At 51.3% G+C, this 17,006-nt stretch carries 15 protein-coding genes; 9 read left to right on the top strand and 6 right to left on the bottom strand.

All coding sequences use genetic code 11. The features are described 5' to 3' along the window. Nucleotides 1–167: 167 nt before the first annotated feature. Together GRF55_RS04370 and gap are read right to left on the bottom strand one after the other, a co-directional pair. On the bottom strand, nt 168–1,358 hold the full coding sequence (locus GRF55_RS04370) for a sialidase family protein (protein WP_220369314.1): 1,191 nt from the start codon (nt 1,356–1,358) through the stop codon (nt 168–170). Nucleotides 1,359–1,474: 116 nt separating this feature from the next. Continuing rightward, nucleotides 1,475–2,503, bottom strand: a complete 1,029-nt coding sequence (gap, locus tag GRF55_RS04365) for a type I glyceraldehyde-3-phosphate dehydrogenase (RefSeq protein ID WP_220369313.1) — start codon at nt 2,501–2,503, stop codon at nt 1,475–1,477. A 166-nt stretch (nt 2,504–2,669) separates the two neighbouring features. Here gap and mscL point away from each other — a divergent pair, with 166 nt between their 5' ends. The 9 genes from mscL to lpdA all read left to right on the top strand — a co-directional run bounded on the left by mscL (nt 2,670) and on the right by lpdA (nt 11,427). Next, complete coding sequence (gene mscL / locus GRF55_RS04360; RefSeq protein ID WP_220369312.1) at nt 2,670–3,044, top strand: large-conductance mechanosensitive channel protein MscL; 375 nt, start codon at nt 2,670–2,672, stop codon at nt 3,042–3,044. A gap of 99 nt (nt 3,045–3,143) precedes the next feature. Then, nucleotides 3,144–3,932, top strand: coding sequence for a TlpA disulfide reductase family protein (locus GRF55_RS04355; RefSeq protein WP_220369311.1), 789 nt, complete (start codon nt 3,144–3,146; stop codon nt 3,930–3,932). 278 nt (nt 3,933–4,210) lie between these two features. Further along, nucleotides 4,211–4,573: a hypothetical protein gene (locus GRF55_RS04350; protein WP_220369310.1), complete on the top strand. Its 363-nt coding sequence runs from the start codon at nt 4,211–4,213 to the stop codon at nt 4,571–4,573. Between the two features lie 109 nt (nt 4,574–4,682). Next, nucleotides 4,683–5,675 carry a lipoate protein ligase C-terminal domain-containing protein gene (locus tag GRF55_RS04345; protein ID WP_220369309.1) on the top strand — a complete coding sequence of 331 codons (993 nt, stop codon included), beginning with the start codon at nt 4,683–4,685 and terminating at the stop codon, nt 5,673–5,675. Nucleotides 5,676–5,687: 12 nt separating this feature from the next. Next, nucleotides 5,688–6,779 carry a glycine cleavage system aminomethyltransferase GcvT gene (gene gcvT, locus GRF55_RS04340; protein WP_220369308.1) on the top strand — a complete coding sequence of 364 codons (1,092 nt, stop codon included), beginning with the start codon at nt 5,688–5,690 and terminating at the stop codon, nt 6,777–6,779. A gap of 41 nt (nt 6,780–6,820) precedes the next feature. After that, nucleotides 6,821–7,204: a glycine cleavage system protein GcvH gene (gcvH, locus tag GRF55_RS04335; RefSeq protein ID WP_220369307.1), complete on the top strand. Its 384-nt coding sequence runs from the start codon at nt 6,821–6,823 to the stop codon at nt 7,202–7,204. A 102-nt stretch (nt 7,205–7,306) separates the two neighbouring features. After that, nucleotides 7,307–8,623, top strand: a complete 1,317-nt coding sequence (gene gcvPA / locus GRF55_RS04330; RefSeq protein WP_220369306.1) for an aminomethyl-transferring glycine dehydrogenase subunit GcvPA — start codon at nt 7,307–7,309, stop codon at nt 8,621–8,623. A 13-nt stretch (nt 8,624–8,636) separates the two neighbouring features. Beyond that, complete coding sequence (gene gcvPB / locus GRF55_RS04325; RefSeq protein WP_220369305.1) at nt 8,637–10,103, top strand: aminomethyl-transferring glycine dehydrogenase subunit GcvPB; 1,467 nt, start codon at nt 8,637–8,639, stop codon at nt 10,101–10,103. Continuing rightward, nucleotides 10,093–11,427 (top strand): dihydrolipoyl dehydrogenase, encoded by a 1,335-nt coding sequence (gene lpdA / locus GRF55_RS04320; protein ID WP_220369304.1) that lies wholly within the window; start codon nt 10,093–10,095, stop codon nt 11,425–11,427. Before gcvPB ends, lpdA begins: the two co-directional genes overlap by 11 nt. Before the next feature lie 99 nt (nt 11,428–11,526). Here the strand turns inward: lpdA and GRF55_RS04315 are convergent, their stop codons facing one another. The 4 genes from GRF55_RS04315 to GRF55_RS04300 form a co-directional block, all read right to left on the bottom strand. Continuing rightward, nucleotides 11,527–12,528 carry a zinc ribbon domain-containing protein gene (locus GRF55_RS04315; RefSeq protein WP_370626749.1) on the bottom strand — a complete coding sequence of 334 codons (1,002 nt, stop codon included), beginning with the start codon at nt 12,526–12,528 and terminating at the stop codon, nt 11,527–11,529. After that, nucleotides 12,509–14,389, bottom strand: a complete 1,881-nt coding sequence (locus tag GRF55_RS04310; protein ID WP_220369303.1) for a U32 family peptidase — start codon at nt 14,387–14,389, stop codon at nt 12,509–12,511. The genes GRF55_RS04315 and GRF55_RS04310 overlap by 20 nt, the downstream gene beginning before the upstream one ends. Before the next feature lie 148 nt (nt 14,390–14,537). Continuing rightward, nucleotides 14,538–15,662 (bottom strand): DUF262 domain-containing protein, encoded by a 1,125-nt coding sequence (locus tag GRF55_RS04305; RefSeq protein ID WP_255563837.1) that lies wholly within the window; start codon nt 15,660–15,662, stop codon nt 14,538–14,540. Next, entirely contained in the window at nt 15,659–16,717 is a 1,059-nt protein-coding gene (locus tag GRF55_RS04300) for an adenine-specific methyltransferase EcoRI family protein (protein WP_220369302.1), read from the bottom strand. Before GRF55_RS04300 ends, GRF55_RS04305 begins: the two co-directional genes overlap by 4 nt. Between the last annotated feature and the right edge of the window lie 289 nt (nt 16,718–17,006).

Here is a 17,006-nt window from a genome sequence, read left to right as displayed (position 1 = left end):
CAACGCCTGACGGGAGGAATAATATCTGAGGAGCCCCACCCTAACCCTCCCCCAAATGGGGAGGGAACGCCTGACGGGAGGAATATTATCTGAGTAATTGCGAGCGCTTTTCGGGCGAATACACCGATCCGCCCCTACAAACCTTTGGGATATATATAAATAATGTGTCAACGATATTCCCCTAACGTGATCTCACTGATGGATAGCGGGAGGTAATCGATGTTGTAGGCGGTTGGTCCTTCTTCCCACTGGAAGCCGATGCGCCCGTCGGCGAGCTGAACCATCGTTGAATAGGCTGACAGTTCGTGGCTCACCTGGAGCCCACGATGCCACTCCTCGCCTATCCTTTTCGCGTCGTTTTTCCCCGACAGTTCCTTATAGAAGAAGCCTACATTGCGGCGCTGCGGACCGAAAGGCACCGACTGCAAGAGCAGATGCACCCGCTTTCCGGTTGCTGAGGAGCGTGCTTTCACCAGAAGAATCTCGCCGTTGCAGGCGTTCTTGATGTCGGCAAAGGCACGGGCGGCAACGGGTTCGCCCCATGTTCCGCACGCTTTTTTCTTGTTTGAGAATGTAAACACGTTGAAGAAACGTCCCGTCGTGCGCGCACTCAGCACGACACTGCCGTCGGGCAGTTCCTCGCATTTCGGCTCGTCGCCCTTCGGACATGGCGACGTATCGGCATCGCCGAGCACCTTCCACGACTCGCCGAAGTCGTCACTATACAGCGCGAAGACGCCGGAGTGTGTCAGTACGGCAGCATAGAGGCGATAGTATCTGCCCACTTTGACCTTCCGGCTCTGGCAGATTTTTCCCGAACCGAAGAACAAGCCCTGCACGGGTCCTTCCTTACGCTGGTCGAACAAGCCGTAAATCTGGTCTGTTATCTCTTCCGCCGGCTGCCATGTGCGCCCGCCGTCGTGACTGCGGAAGCGTGCCACACGGTTCGGATTGTCGCGCCGGCTGTTGAAATACACCATCTTTCCAGACACGCACAGCATCAGCACCTCATCGCTCTGCCTGTCTGCCACGATGGTCGCATCGCCGTAGGCATAGCCGAACGTGTTGCTGTTGCCCTCAGCCGTGCCGCGTGCGAGCAACGTCTCCAGTCCCCATGTCTTGCCGCCATCGTGACTGATGCGCTGGTGCAAATCGACGGCACCATAACCGATGTCGTTGCCGCAATAGCGATAGTCGCTGACGGCTATCAGGCTGCCGTCGCGACAGACTGCCAGTGCGGGTATGCGGTACGGCACGGAGTCCTTGAAGGTTTCGAACAGACGGACACGCTGCGCGTAGGAAGCCTGCACGGAGAATGTCAAACTGAGTATGAGGAGGATGGTTTTTAGGCTTTTCATGATGCTGGATATATTGTTGATACTGTCGCTATGAAAAACGTCGTTTTAACAAAAGAGAAGAGAAAAGCCGCCCGGTAGTTGCCGGGCAGCTTTTTTCTGTTATGTGTAAGAGCGGATTACTTCAGCTCTGCGAGGTATTTGATGGTACGAATCATCTGAGAAGTGTATGAGTTCTCATTGTCATACCAAGAAACAACCTGTACCTGATAGGTGTCGTCGTCAATCTTAGAAACCATGGTCTGCGTAGCATCGAAGAGCGAACCGAACTTCATGCCGATAACGTCGCTGCTGACGATTTCGTCTTCGGTGTAGCCGAACGACTCGTTGCTGGCTGCCTTCATGGCTGCGTTGATGCCTTCCTTCGTGATGTCCTTACCCTTAACGACTGCAACGAGGATGGTTGTCGAGCCTGTAGGAGTGGGCACGCGCTGAGCAGAACCGATGAGTTTGCCGTTCAGTTCGGGAATAACGAGACCGATAGCCTTGGCAGCACCCGTTGAGTTGGGCACGATGTTGCAAGCACCTGCACGGCTGCGACGGAGGTCGCCCTTGCGCTGCGGACCGTCGAGAATCATCTGGTCGCCGGTGTAGGCGTGGATGGTTGACATGATACCGCTGCAGATGGGTGCGAACTTGTTCAGTGCGTCAGCCATAGGAGCCAGACAGTTGGTGGTGCATGATGCAGCCGAGATGACTGTGTCGGCAGGCGTCAGCGCCTTGTGGTTCACGTTGTAAACGATGGTGGGCAGGTCGTTTCCTGCGGGAGCAGAGATAACCACCTTCTTCGCACCTGCCTGAATGTGGGCAGAAGCCTTTTCCTTAGAGGTATAGAAGCCTGTGCACTCGAGCACTACGTCAACGCCGAGCTGTCCCCAAGGCAGTTCGGCTGCGTTGGGCATTGCATAGATAGTGATTTCCTTACCGTCAACGATGATTGAGTTGTCTGTGCACTCTACCGTGTGCTTGCCCTCACCATACTTGCCAGCGAAACCGCCCTGTGCGGTGTCATACTTCAACAGGTGAGCGAGCATCTTAGGACTTGTCAGGTCGTTGATAGCTACTACTTCATAACCTTCAGCCTCGAACATCTGACGGAAAGCGAGGCGACCAATACGGCCAAAGCCGTTAATAGCAACTTTTGTCATTTTTTTATTAGTTTATCTTTAAAGGGTTTATAAATATGTTATTTCGCTTGTTATTGCCGAAAAACACGTGCCTCACGGGCATTTTTTATTCTTTTCGTTTGCAAAGTTACAAATATTTTCTATATTTGCACTCGGTTACATTATTAAAAAACTAAAAAATTAAATTATGGGACTTATCAAAGAGTTTAAAGAGTTTGCCTTAAAAGGCAATGTGATGGACATGGCTGTCGGTGTAATCATCGGCGGCGCATTCGGAAAAATCGTTAGTTCGGTCGTTGACAACATACTCATGCCGCTCATCGGAACGCTGATCGGCAACGACTTTGCCAACCTCACAACTAAAATTAACGGTGCAGAGGTGAAATATGGAATATTCCTCCAGAATGTGGTTGACTTCCTCATTATCGCGCTCTGTATCTTCTTCGCACTGAAAGCCATCAACAAGCTGTCAAGAAAGAAGGAAGAAGAGCCGGCTGCACCCGCAGGACCGACACAGGAGGAGTTGCTCGGCGAAATCCGTGATTTGCTGAAAAACAAATAATTCCCCCAACCCACGAAAGTCCATGAGCTTTTTTCCGAAAAGGAGTTCATGGACTTTTTTCTTTTTCAGACATTATTTAAAATAAAAAGAGAAGCACCGATGAAAACGATTACGACATTCGCCTTATGCCTGATGCTGACGATGGCGACAACGGCTACTGCCCAAACGGCAAACGACACGGCACAACGCACAGACACCATCGTACCGCAATACTGCGTCAACGGCTATTTCTTCACCTCGAAACCCGACCTTCCTGAAGGGAACATATCTATGACGATGCTCAAAGACAGCAAAGGAAACAGGGTCATTGCGTTCACCATCGACGACGTCGAGCTGCCGGAAGAGCTGACCAGACAAGCCGTTCCCACAGAACGGGTGCACGACGGGCAGAAAATGCTGGAGGATTATCAGGTGCTGCGCGAGATGATCAGCCTCACCCGGAAACCCGACAACCAGCCAAACCACGACGCACCGCAACTGAACGAGCCTTTCCCGAAATTCAGCGCTAAAGATATCGACGGAAAAACATGGAACAACGAGGCGGTAAAGGGCAAGCCGATGGTCATCAACCTATGGTATTCCGGCTGCGGACCGTGCCTGAGAGAGATGCCCGAACTGTCCACCTGGAAGGAGATGTTCCCCGATGTCATGTTCTTCTCGGCAACCTTCCACGACGCCGTAACCACACGGAGAATCACCGAGCAGCGCCAATTCACGTGGACGCACCTCGTCAACGAGAAGGAAATGATGAAATGGATTGACGGCAAAGGCTTCCCGCTGACCATCGTCGTTGACAAGGACGGCATCGTGCGCCATCTCGTTCACGGCACCAGCAAGCAGAAACGCCAAGCCATCGTTGACTGCATCCGCCAGCAATCATCCCAATGACCGACTGGGATAATCCCAAAATCCCTGCCCCTCTTCACGCGAAATGGTGAAAAGCGGGCAGGGATTTTCTTTGTTTTCCCGCCACCGAAAATATGCAAAAATGCCACTCAAGCGTTTTACATTTTAACATTTAAAAATGCGTTTCTACGCAAAATGCAGCCCACTTTTCTGAAAAAAGTTTCCGTCGGTGCGAAATACGCAAAATATGAGACGTTTCGCAACTCGCTGACAGGGTGCGTTTTACGTTTTCAAAGCACCGAAAACACCCCCGGAAAAGCATGAAAAAAGCCCCTGAAAGTGCCACTTTTGAACGCCAAAAGGGCAACTTTTGCAATGTGAAAGTTCAACTTTCGCAACCCGAAAGTTCAACTTTCAGAATCAGGAAGTCCAAAAACGGGTTCGCGAAAGAAAACATTTTACAAAAAGAACGCCAGAATTTCATTTTTCGAATGTCAAACTATTTCATCTTTTTTCTTTACATTTTAACATTTCCAACTCCCGTATATTTATTCAAAAACTGCCGTTCCGCCAACCCTCCCAAGCAACTCCCCCACCCCTATCTTTTCCGTCCGGACAACTTTCCCTCGAAAGAAAGACGAACGACAGGCGAAGAGGGGCGCACAGAACGTTTTCTTTTATAAAAAGAACGCTGCTGAAAATATTTTTCGATAAAATGGCGGTCAATCGATTTATATTTAGTAAATTTGCACCACAATATTAAAAGAGACCTCAAATCTGGGCAGTTGAAGCATGGTATATATCGCATTACCGAAAGAAGAGAACCGGCGACTCGTATTCTATCTGGCGATGGAAGAATACGTGGCACGCTACATGGACGAAGACGACTGCTTCTTCATGTGGCAGAGCGACCCGACGGTCATCTTCGGACGCAACCAACTGATAGAGAACGAGGTGAACATGGACTACTGCCGCGCACACGGCATTCAGACCTATCGGCGCAAGAGCGGTGGCGGATGCGTCTATTCCGACCGCAGCAACGTCATGTTCTCCTACATCGCAAAGGACGAGCGGGTCAACTTCACGTTCAACCGCTACATCAACATGCTGGTGCTGGTATTGCACCGACTGGGCGTGGACGCGCAAGCCAGCGGGCGGAATGACATCCTCATCGGCGGGAGAAAGGTGTCGGGAAATGCCTTCTACCACATCCCCGGACGCAGCATCGTGCACGGCACCATGCTCTACGACACGAACATGGAACACATGGTGGGAAGCATCACGCCCAGCAACGAGAAGCTGGTCAGCAAGGGCGTGCAGAGCGTGCGCCAGCACATCGCCCTGCTGAAAGACCACATAGACATCACCATCGACGAGTTCAAGGCGTTCGTACGTCAGAACCTGTGCGACCGTGAAATCACGCTCGACGACGAAGCCGTGCGCAAGATTGAAGAGATAGAACAGGAATACCTCACCGATTCGTTCATCTACGGCAACAATCCGCGCTACAGCCTCGTGCGCAAAGGAAGGATAGAAGGCGTAGGCGAACTGGAGATACGCATGGAACTGAAGAACAACGTCATCAAGGAAGCCAACATCATGGGCGACTATTTCCTCGTGGGCGACATCGACAACCGCATTCTCCAGCCGCTGCACAACGTCGCGCTGACCGAAGAAGCCATCACCGACGCGCTGCCGGAAAGGCTCGACGACATCATCCTCAACCTCCGGAAGGAAGACTTCGTGAGGCTCATAACAAGTAACGAAACAATTATTCAACCTTAAAAACGTCATATTATGGAAATTAAAAAGACTTGTCTTCACGACAAACACGTGGCACTCGGTGCACAGATGGCACCGTTTGCAGGCTTCGACATGCCGATTATCTATACTGCAATCATCGACGAGCACAACGCCGTGCGCCAGCACTGCGGCGTGTTCGACGTATCCCACATGGGAGAAGTAGCCATCAAGGGAAAAGATGCAGAGAAATATGTCAACCATATCTTCACCAACGACGTGACGGGCGCACCCGACGGACAGGTGTTCTACGGAATGATGCTCTACGAGAACGGCGGTACCGTTGACGACCTGCTCGTTTACAAGATGGGCGAAAACGACTTCTTCCTCGTCATCAACGCTGCCAACATCGACAAGGACGTGGAATGGATGAAGAAGAACATCGGCTCGTTCGACATCGAGTTCAACCACTGCTCTGACTACTACGCACAGTTGGCAGTGCAAGGACCGGAGGCTGAAGCAGTCGTTGACGAGGTGCTCGGACTGCCCTGCAAAGACCTTGTGTTCTACACAGCCAAGCGCGTGGACATCGACGGCGAGACCATCATCCTGAGCCGAACAGGCTACACGGGCGAAGACGGATTCGAAATCTACGGCTCACACGACTTCATCCGCCGCTCATGGGACAAGCTCATCGAGAGCAAGAAATGCGTACCATGCGGATTAGGCTGCCGCGACACACTCCGCTTCGAGGTGGGACTGCCGCTCTACGGCGACGAGCTGACCGACGAGATTTCTCCCGTCATGGCAGGTCTGAGCATGTTCTGCAAGCTCGACAAGGAAGAATTCATCGGCAAGGAAGCCATCGCTCAGCAGAAAGCTGAGGGCGTGAAACAGAGAGTGGTGGGTCTCGAACTCTTCGACAAAGCCATCCCACGCCACGGATACGCCGTGATGAAAGACGGACAGAAGATTGGCGAAATCACAACCGGCTACAACTCTATCTCTACCGGCAAGAGCGTGGCAATGGCACTCGTGGATGCTGCCTACGGAAAGCTCGACACAGAGGTGGAAGTACAGATCCGCAAGAAGACCTTCCCCGCAAAAGTGGTGAAGAAACGCTTCTACGACAAGCACTACAAGAAATAAGAATCAACATTAAATCATAAAATAAAACAACTAAAAAAATTATGGCAAAATTTATTGAAGGACTCTATTACAGCGAGTCACACGAGTTTGTTCGCGTTGAAGGCGAATTTGGTTATGTAGGTATCACTGACTATGCACAGCATGCGCTTGGCAACATCGTATATGTGGATATGCCAGAAGTAGATGACGACGTTGAGGCAGGCGAAGACTTCGGTGCCGTTGAAAGCGTGAAAGCAGCCAGCGACCTCACCTCTCCCGTCAGCGGAAAAGTGGTTGAAGTCAACGAAGCACTCGAGGACACTCCCGAGCTCGTCAACCAAGACGCATTCGGAAACTGGATCATCAAGGTGGAACTCTCTGACAAGAGCGAGCTCGACAACCTGATGGACGCAAAAGCCTACGAGGAGTTCTGCGCACAGCAGTAAACCACTCACCACACGAGCTAAAGCTATCCTCCAACAACTTGGGGGATAGCTTTACAATTCACGAAAAACAATATTACATTTTTATCATTTCACGAAACAAACATGCAATACAAATATTTTCCTCACACACAAGAGGATTTAGACGTTATGCTGAAGAAAGTGGGCGTCGGCTCGCTCGACGAACTGTTCTCCGAAATACCGGAGAGCATCCGCTTCAAAGGCGACTACGACCTTCCTTCCGCCATGAGCGAAATGGAAATACGCCACTTTTTTGAGCAGCTCGGAAAGAAAAACGAGCAACTGACCGTATTTGCCGGTGCCGGTGTTTACGACCACTACACCCCTTCCATCGTACCCAACATCATCCAACGCTCGGAATTTCTCACCAGCTACACCCCGTATCAGGCAGAAATCTCACAGGGTACGCTCCACTACATCTTCGAATATCAGAGCATGATGGCAGAACTCACAGGCATGGACATCTCCAATGCCTCCATGTATGACGGAAGCACCGCCACTGCCGAAGCCGTGCTCATGGCTGTAGCCAATGCGAAGAAGGCAAACAAAGTGCTGGTTTCAGGCACCATCGACCCGAAAGTGCTGCGCGTCATCCGTACCTACGCACACTTCCAAAACATCGAAATCGAACTGATTGCTGAGAAAAACGGCGTGACAGACAAAGCCGACATGGAGCAGAAAATTGCTGCCGGAGGCGTGGCAGGAGTGGTTGTGCAGCAGCCCAACTACTACGGAATCGTTGAAGACTACAGCGGTTTTGCCGATACATGCCACGACAACAAAGCCCTGTTCGTCATGAACAGCATCGCTGCCGACCTCGCCCTCCTGAAAACACCGAGAGAATGGGGAGCAGACATCGCTGTGGGCGACGGACAGTCACTGGGCATCCCGATGTCGTTCGGAGGACCATACGTCGGATATATGTGCTGCACCGAGAAACTCATGCGCAAAATGCCGGGACGCATCGTGGGAGCCACCCAGGACAACCGCGGACAGCGGGCATTCGTACTCACCCTGCAGGCACGCGAACAGCACATCCGCCGACAGAAAGCCACGTCAAACATCTGCTCTAACCAGAGCCTGATGGCGCTTTTTGTCACCATCTATATGAGCATCATGGGCAAAGAAGGACTCAAAGAAGCAGCTTCGCTCTCCTACTCTGCCGCACACTATCTCTGTGAAGAACTCGTCAAGACAGGCAAGTTCACACTGGCTTACGAACAGCCCTTCTTCAACGAATTCTGCGTTCGCTACAACGGCAACGTCGATGCACTCCAGAAACACCTCGCCGACAACGGTATCCTCGGCGGCGTGAAAGTGGCAGACGACATCATCATGTTCGCCGTGACAGAGAAGCGCACGAAAGAAGAAATCGATCAATTAGTTGAACTCGTCAAATAAAAACATTGAAGCTATGAACAACAAGTTATATGGAAATCTGATATTCGAACTTTCACATAGCGGACGCAAAGGATGCACCCTCCCGGAGAACAAGTTCGGCAACTATGAGCTGCCCAAGAACCTGTGCCGCGAGAAAGATGCCGAATTGCCCGAATGCGATGAGTTGACAGTCGTGCGCCACTACACCAACCACAGCGCCAACAACTTCGGCGTGAACAACGGGTTCTATCCGTTGGGAAGCTGCACGATGAAATATAATCCCGTCATCAACGAAGAGATGGCAGCATTGCCACAGTTCACGGGCTTGCACCCCCTGCAGCCGATTGAGACTTGCCAGGGAGCGCTCGAAGTTTACTACAACCTCCAGAAGTCGCTCGCCGCACTGACGGGCTTGAGCGAATTCACCCTCAACCCGTTTGCCGGTGCACACGGAGAGCTCACAGGACTCATGGTTATCCGTGCTTACCATCAGAAGCGTGGTGACGTGAACCGCACGAAAGTGATTGTTCCCGACTCAGCACACGGTACCAACCCGGCATCTGCCGCTGTCTGCGGACTCGATATCCTCGAAGTGAAGAGCACTGCCGACGGCTTGGTGGACGTGAACGACCTCAAAACGCTCTTGGAAACTGAAGCGCCGAACATTGCAGCCATGATGATGACCAATCCCAACACACTCGGATTGTTTGAGCAACAGATACCCGAAATCGAGAAACTCATACACGATTGCGGCGGCTTGATGTACTACGACGGTGCCAACCTCAACCCGATGCTGGGCGCAAGCCGTCCGGGCGACATGGGATTCGACGTGATGCACATCAACCTGCACAAGACGTTCTCCACTCCTCACGGCGGTGGCGGACCGGGCAGCGGTCCCGTCGGCGTATGCGAGAAGCTCGTGGAGTTCCTCCCGAGTCCGCGCGTCATCAAGAATGGCGACAAGTTCACCGTTGACGCGAATGCCAACGACATCTCCGTAGGAGCATTCCTGGGTAACTTTGCCGTTATCGTTCGCGCCTATACCTATATCCTTACGTTGGGCAAGGAGAACATCAAGATGGTGGGTCCGCTCGCCACACTCAACGCCAACTACATCAAAGAGGCGCTGAAAGACGTGTTCGAACTGCCAATCGACGGATTGTGCAAGCACGAGTTTGTCTTCAACGGTCTGAAAGACAAGTCAACCGGCGTGACAACGATGGATGTTGCCAAGCGCCTGCTCGACTATGGCTATCACGCACCGACCATCTATTTCCCGCTGCTGTTCCACGAAGCACTGATGGTAGAGCCGACAGAGAACGAAAGCCTCGACACCATCAATGGCTTTATCGACGTGATGCGCCGCATCGCCGAAGAGGCAAAGAGCGAGCCGGAGACCGTGAAGAGCGCACCGCACAACACACCTATCGGACGTGTGGACGACGTGTTGGCAGCCAAGAACCCGATTCTCACCTATCAACAGATGCACCATGAAGACTGATTTGATTATCATCGGTAGCGGACCTGGCGGTTATCGCACTGCTGAATATGCAGCAAAGAACGGACTCCAAGTCGTCATTGCCGAAAGAGAACATGCGGGTGGAACATGCCTGAACTGCGGCTGTATTCCCACAAAGACGTTCTGCAAGAATGCCGAAGTCATCGATGCACTGCACGAAGGAGAAACCTTTGGTGTGGAAAACTTGAAATTCGACATCAATTTCAGCAAGATTTCCGAACGCAAGCAACAGGTGGTTGAGACACTCCGCAGCGGTGTCGAGACTCTGCTGTCGGCTCCCGGAATCACCTTCGTGAAGGGCGAAGCACGCTTCAAGGATGCCCACACGGTCATGATAGGTGGCGAAGAATACACAGCCGACAATATCATCATCGCTTCGGGTTCACGTGCGAAGCTGATTCCCATACCGGGCATCGACCTCCCCCACGTGGTTACCTCTACCGAACTGCTCGATATTGACTACATTCCCAAGCGCCTCTGCATCATCGGTGCCGGCGTCATCGGAATGGAGTTCGCATCTATCTTCAACAGTTTCGGCAGCGAAGTGACGGTTGTTGAGTTCCTGAAGGAATGTCTGCCGGCACTCGACAGCGACATTGCCAAGCGTCTGCGACAGACCATCGGCAAGCGTGGCGTGAACTTCTTCATGCAGTCGGGCGTAAAGGAAATCACGAAAGAAGCCGTGATTTTTGAGCGCAAAGGGAAAGAGGAGCAAGTGGAAGCCGACCTCGTGCTGGTAGCCACGGGAAGGGCAGCCAACACCGAGTCGCTCGATTTGGAGAATGCCGGTGTGGCATACACCAAACAAGGCATCACCGTCAACGACGACATGATGACCAACGTGGAAGGCATCTACGCCATTGGCGACGTCAACGCACGGATGATGCTGGCACATGCAGCCACCTTCCAGGGACTGCATGCCGTCAACCACATCCTCCGCAAGAAGGACAATATCCGTCTCGACATCATTCCTTCTGCCATCTTCACCAATCCCGAAGCCGGCGGTGTAGGACTGACCGAAGACCAATGCAAGGAAAGCGGTATCGCTTACACCTGCAAGAAGGGATATTATCGTGCCAACGGAAAGGCTTTGGCGATGAACGAAACCGAAGGACTTGTCAAACTGTTGGCTGACGAGAACGGAAAGATTATCGGCTGCCACGTGTTTGGTGCACATGCGTCTGACCTCGTACAGGAAATCAGTTCGCTCATGACACTCGACACAACCGTACAGCAACTGCACGAGATGGTACACACCCATCCCACGCTCGAAGAGATTCTTCAGGAAGTGGCAGAGCAGTTCTGATACGTGTGACAATAACGAAAAAGACGGCATTCCCAATTGCGGAATGCCGTCTTTTTTTCATTTCCCGATTCACCCCATCTCCGAATGACTCATTTGGGTTCAACGATTCTGGACCCCGCAGTTCGGACAAGTGCCTTTCTCCTTCATCCGCATCCCGCAGTTTCCGCAGATAAAGTGCATGCGGCTATACTTGAAATAGCGCCAAAGTGCGAAACCGACGTAAGCGGCATACAACAGATAGCCTATATAATAATAGGTGGTGATGGTGAAGATGATGTAGTTCAGAATACAGATGGCAGACAATCCGAACAGATAGAGAATGGCGGAAGAGGTGCGCAGATGGCGGAAGGTGTCGTCAACAGCCGCCAGCCCCACAATGACAATCGACCATACCGAGACGAGAAACACCATCAGCAGGGGCGGACAGATAAAGGGGTTCAGCGTGGGATGGAAGTAAAAATGCCGCCATGTCTCCGGAGCGAAATGCTGAATGGTTCCATAGAGCATGGCTGCCGTTGCCACTGTCAGCGCCAACAAGGTCGGATAGAACGAAGGAATATCGTTGAAATGCACGATATAGGCATGATGGCGCATCAGGGTGCGGAGCAGATAGGCGATACCTATGAGCAGTATCACGATGAGAAATATCATCAGATGGATGTTCGAGAAAGCCGAGATAAACTGCGAAATGGGGTCATCCGGATCGACATGGGGCAACAAGTCGCTCTCGTGTGTCCAGCCGATATCGTCCTGATTCAACGCCACTTGCACCCAGACGGAGTCGATTGTGTCTGTCGGCAGGATGCGAATGTCTGCCACCACCACATGTGTGTGGCGGGAAACGGCAAACGTATCGGTCGGCAGGTCGTTGATTTGCTCCTCCGGCAACTGCCGAATCAACTTCAGGGAGTCGGTGCGCACGACGAAATTGAAGTTGCGTCCATAGTGATGTGCCCGCAGAAACGAGATTGAGTCCAACTCATGCTCGGTGTATTCCACGGGTTGCCGCTTCATGTTCGCCGGACGATGGTAACATGAAGAGAGGCTCAAGATACAAACGAGCAACACCAAACAGAACTGATTATTCTTCCGCATATACATTCATCTGACAATGTTTGCAATCAAACTCCAGCCGGAAACGGCGACCGTCTGCCAGTCTCAGAAAGCCGGGCAGCCTGTTTCCCGATGACTTTTCGACTGACTTCGGACACATTCCCAACTCATATTTCAGGCAGTGACGGCACTGCATCAACAGTCTTGAAGGCGTGTGGGCATCCTGTTCGAACGCCGGCGACACGTCGCCCACTCCCCTTTCTGCATAAAACGTGCGGGCATATCGGTTCGACACATTATACATATATGGATGCGAAGCATATAAAGGAAGACGGGGAACGCTGTCTCCTCCATCCACCCTCGCTGCTTGTTCCTTTTCAGGAGAAGCACCGCGCATCGCCTGTATGGCTTCTTCCAACCGTGCCACAGCTTTTCTGCGGACGTCTGCCAGCATGCTCGAAGGCACGAAACGGGTCTCTGTACCCTCCTCCAACTCCACGCGAACACACTCAAACGCCGTATCACCCAAGCGCGATAACTGCCGACGCACATTCTCGCCCTGCGGCTTTTCTGCCTCTTGATGGGCATATATCAGCGATGCACTCGCCGACACGTCTGCCTCTTCCAGCGAGACGGTCAGCACATATCCATCCGCCGACAACGCCCAACGCATGCTGACAGGCATCTTGCGCACGGCTGACTGCTGCGACAGACGACGCTCGAAGTCGGCATCGCTGTTGCGATAGAGCGGCATACCAACCCGTAAACCGACAGGCATACGCTGTGGAAACAGGCAGTTGTTCTCCACCCGATTGATGCGAACGCCCGTCAGTTCGTGCGAAGCATCAAAGAAACACAAGCCGTCGCCATTGTTGAACACAGCCGTTCCGGCAACCGTAAAGGCGTTCCGTCTGATTTCCTTGACCTTTCCGACAGGCTCACCGATTGATTTCGGGGTATCAAAAGAAGCGATGCCCGAGGTGCGTCCATGCAGGAAATAGTCGGTGAAGCCGCGATTGAAACTCTTGTTCAGCTGCGGTGTAAAGTGGTGACGCGCCGTTCCGAGAGAAGCACGGCAGTATTTCTCCGGACACCTTCTCACCAGTTCGTCAAGCTCCCGACTGTAAGCTGCCACCACATTCTTGACATACGTCACATCCTTCAACCTTCCTTCTATCTTAAACGAGGTGACTCCGGCATCCGCCAGAGCCTCCACATCAGCGATGCGGCACATATCCCGAAGCGACAACAAGTGGCGCTGATGCACCAACTCGCGCCCCTCCGTATCCAGGAGGTCGAACTTCATCCTGCAGAACTGTGCGCACTCGCCCCGATTGGCACTGCGCCCGAAACAATGTTGCGAAGCATAGCACACGCCCGAGTAGCTCACGCACAACGCGCCGTGGACGAACGCCTCCAGTTCCACGTCGGGAACGGCTGCATGTATCTCGCCTATCTCGCCCAAAGACAATTCGCGCGCCAGAACCACACGGCTGAAGCCCTCACTATGCAACCAGCGCACCTTCTCCGCCGTGCGGTTGTCCGTCTGCGTGGAAGCGTGAATCTCAGGGAACGTCCGTCCTGCTTGCAGCCACTCGCGGCGCATCTGCAAGATGCCCATATCCTGAACGAGAATAGCATCTACGCCCACGTCCTGCAACCGCCCAATCAGTCGCTCCGTGTCGTCCAACTCATCATCATAGAGAATCGTATTGACCGTCACATAGACGCGTGCCCGAAAGCGGTGGGCATAGTCGCAGAGCGCTCCAATATCTTCCAACGAATTTCCCGCAGCAGCACGGGCGCCGAAACGTTCCGCCCCGATATATACAGCATCCGCCCCATGGTCAATGGCAGCGATGCCACACTCCAGATTCTTTGCCGGTGAGAGAAGTTCTAATGCACGCATCCCAGTTATTCCTTTTGTCCGACAAAGTTACAATTAAGTGAGAACAATACAAAATAAAAGCCTCATTTTATTTTTATAGTCGGACATGAATAACCGGGACGCAGCCAAAGCGCTTGAGCGAGAAAGCAGCAAAACAAAAAAGCTGTTTTTACCTCGCGCCCTTCCGCCTGTTACACTCTCGGCACAACATCTGGCAGTTCTCTGCCACCGTGCGCCCACCTTCGCGCCAAGGAGTGATGTGGTCGCCTTCCATGAACTCATAATCGAATTCCTTTCCGCATATCGGACAGATATGGTTCTGTTGTTCCCATACTGCCAGTTTGATATCTTCGGGGAAAGCACGAAGGTCGAGGTGGCGCTCATCGCCCGTCAGCACGTATGGAATGATGCCTTGCTGCCGCTGTATCTCACTGTCACGCATCAGAACAGAGATGCGATGTGCCAGTTCGGCGGTGTTGAGCGTCTCCGAATGATATTTGTCATAGAAGTATGCCCAGTCGAGTCCCTTCATGATTTTCTTAAAGCGCTTCATGTCGAAGTTGGTAATTGCCCAGTTCAACACTTGCTGGAAATACGACCACAGATTATTGGCATTAGGGTCGTGCTGATGGTCTGCCATATATCCGACGGCTGACTGCCGATGTCCCTCACGCGTCTCATGTTCTGATATCCATTCCAGCGCTTTCTTCAAGAAGTCTTGTCGGATAGGCGTGCCGTTTACCAAGTCTTTTCCCAATCGGAAAGCACCGCAGTTCGACTTGGAGAAATGGCGTTTGGCATCCGACACGAACGGACCGGCATAGACGGCATTATTGATTTCTTGTTCGTTCAATGGTTTGCCGGCGATGTTGATGGTTTTGAACCACTCCAGTTTTTCCGATGCTTCTCCTTCACACACATATACGGTCAGTTTATAGTTGAGTATGCGTTGCTGAATGTCTTTGGGTTGATTGAAGAAATTCTTAAACTCATACGAGAATTTGCCGTCCACATATTCGCAGAGCGAGAGTGTTCGTTGCTGACCATCCATCACCTCGTATGGGCATTCGGCATCGTCTGACCGCTTCACCCAGTACATCACGTTCAGCGGATAACCATTCAGCACGGTCGTAATGACAGCTTGCTGCTCCTTCTCGTTGTATATAAACTCCCGCTGGTAAGGCGGACGGATATCCAACTTTCCGTCATAGCCACGCACTCCTTGCTCATCGTTGTTCACGTAACCTTTGACAATATCACCAACGGTTACTTCTATCTGCTTAATTGTCATCATATCTTTTGTGGTTTTTTGTTACGGATGAGAATGCGAGCATATTTTCTAATCCCTCTTATATATGGTCTATCATATTTGTTATAACCAGGGATTCGGAGATTGATAACTGCTTTCGTGGCATCATTCTCTGTTGCTCCAAGAATTTCAAATTGCTCAGGATTATATTTATCAAGGAATGTTATTGGGACTCCCATTACACCAGAATAATCACATGGAATATCTGCTGTTTTTCCAATCTCAATTGCATTGTAATTATCATAAGTTGGATATTCTTCAGAAGAATATCTACATACCAAATCTAACTCCTCGTTTCGCTTTGGAATTTCAAGATTGGTAAACCAATTAACTCCTGATACACGAATCATATTCTCCTTATGGTCACCAGCCTTAGCAATATCTTCATAAGGCGAATTAAAATGTGCTGCGCCACCTTTAAATCCATATCCTAACCACACCTTATTTTCTTTTATAAGTGGAAATACTTCCTTATATGTAATGGCATTTTGATGTCCTACAATAACAAACTTCTTCTCATACTCCATCAACTGCGCTACATATTCCCTAAACAGAGAGAACGGCGGGTTGGTTACAACAATGTCGGCTTCTTTCAGTAGTTCGATACATTCCTTGCTACGGAAGTCACCATTACCACGAAGAATGGAAAGGACGTTCTTGTCGTTCTTAATCAGATACTCCACATCTGCCAAGTCCACAGCCCCGTCGCCATTCACATCGCTCACTTCCGTGATTTCCACTTTGTAGGCAACCTTCTTCTCTTCGCCCTCAGCGTCTAACGCAAAGAGCGATAACTCGGAGCCCATGACGGGAGAGCCATCGTAACAAGTACAAATCAGTTTTTTCAGTCCCAACTGATTAAACCTGAGGGCGAAATACTTAAAGAAATTACTCTCATAAGGGTCGTCACAATTACAAAGCACCGTCTTGCCACGGAAATGCTGCCAATAGTGCTGCAACTCCCGTTCAATGTCTGTCAACTGCGTGTAGAACTCATCTTTCTTTGCCGTCTTTGCGGCATTTAAGTTTTTGTTTGCCATACGCTATGCATGTTTTGCGTATTGCTTATCTTCGGAGAATTAGGGGCAGGATAGAGTACAAAAAAGACATGGACGTTTCCAATCCACATCTTACGGCTCTACCACAAGCCCCTAAATACCAGATAAGTTACGCCCATGCTAACGCATAGACGCTTGCACTTATTCATTCGGTATTTAGTTTTGTTGAATGTGGTAGATTCAAAGATGTTCCGAACAAAGCAAACGCTTGTTAATATTTTCCTCTATGTCACGCCGCCCTCTGCGCTCAGAGTATATGGCAGCGATTGAG

This window comes from Prevotella sp. Rep29, assembly GCF_019551475.1.
Classification (GTDB): domain Bacteria; phylum Bacteroidota; class Bacteroidia; order Bacteroidales; family Bacteroidaceae; genus Prevotella.
The sequence above is the reverse complement of the archived record's forward strand: the minus strand, read 5'-3'. Positions and strand labels throughout refer to the sequence as shown.

Coding starts and splice junctions, on each gene's coding strand:
- GRF55_RS04370 (WP_220369314.1), bottom strand. CDS start 1,358: ATGAAAAGCCTAAAAACCATCCTCCTCATACTCAGTTTGACATTCTCC.
- GRF55_RS04300 (WP_220369302.1), bottom strand. CDS start 16,717: ATGGCAAACAAAAACTTAAATGCCGCAAAGACGGCAAAGAAAGATGAG.
- GRF55_RS04310 (WP_220369303.1), bottom strand. CDS start 14,389: ATGCGTGCATTAGAACTTCTCTCACCGGCAAAGAATCTGGAGTGTGGC.
- gcvT (WP_220369308.1), top strand. CDS start 5,688: ATGGAAATTAAAAAGACTTGTCTTCACGACAAACACGTGGCACTCGGT.
- lpdA (WP_220369304.1), top strand. CDS start 10,093: ATGAAGACTGATTTGATTATCATCGGTAGCGGACCTGGCGGTTATCGC.
- GRF55_RS04315 (WP_370626749.1), bottom strand. CDS start 12,528: ATGTATATGCGGAAGAATAATCAGTTCTGTTTGGTGTTGCTCGTTTGT.
- mscL (WP_220369312.1), top strand. CDS start 2,670: ATGGGACTTATCAAAGAGTTTAAAGAGTTTGCCTTAAAAGGCAATGTG.
- GRF55_RS04355 (WP_220369311.1), top strand. CDS start 3,144: ATGAAAACGATTACGACATTCGCCTTATGCCTGATGCTGACGATGGCG.
- gcvH (WP_220369307.1), top strand. CDS start 6,821: ATGGCAAAATTTATTGAAGGACTCTATTACAGCGAGTCACACGAGTTT.
- gcvPB (WP_220369305.1), top strand. CDS start 8,637: ATGAACAACAAGTTATATGGAAATCTGATATTCGAACTTTCACATAGC.
- GRF55_RS04350 (WP_220369310.1), top strand. CDS start 4,211: ATGAAAAAAGCCCCTGAAAGTGCCACTTTTGAACGCCAAAAGGGCAAC.
- GRF55_RS04305 (WP_255563837.1), bottom strand. CDS start 15,662: ATGATGACAATTAAGCAGATAGAAGTAACCGTTGGTGATATTGTCAAA.
- gcvPA (WP_220369306.1), top strand. CDS start 7,307: ATGCAATACAAATATTTTCCTCACACACAAGAGGATTTAGACGTTATG.
- GRF55_RS04345 (WP_220369309.1), top strand. CDS start 4,683: ATGGTATATATCGCATTACCGAAAGAAGAGAACCGGCGACTCGTATTC.
- gap (WP_220369313.1), bottom strand. CDS start 2,503: ATGACAAAAGTTGCTATTAACGGCTTTGGCCGTATTGGTCGCCTCGCT.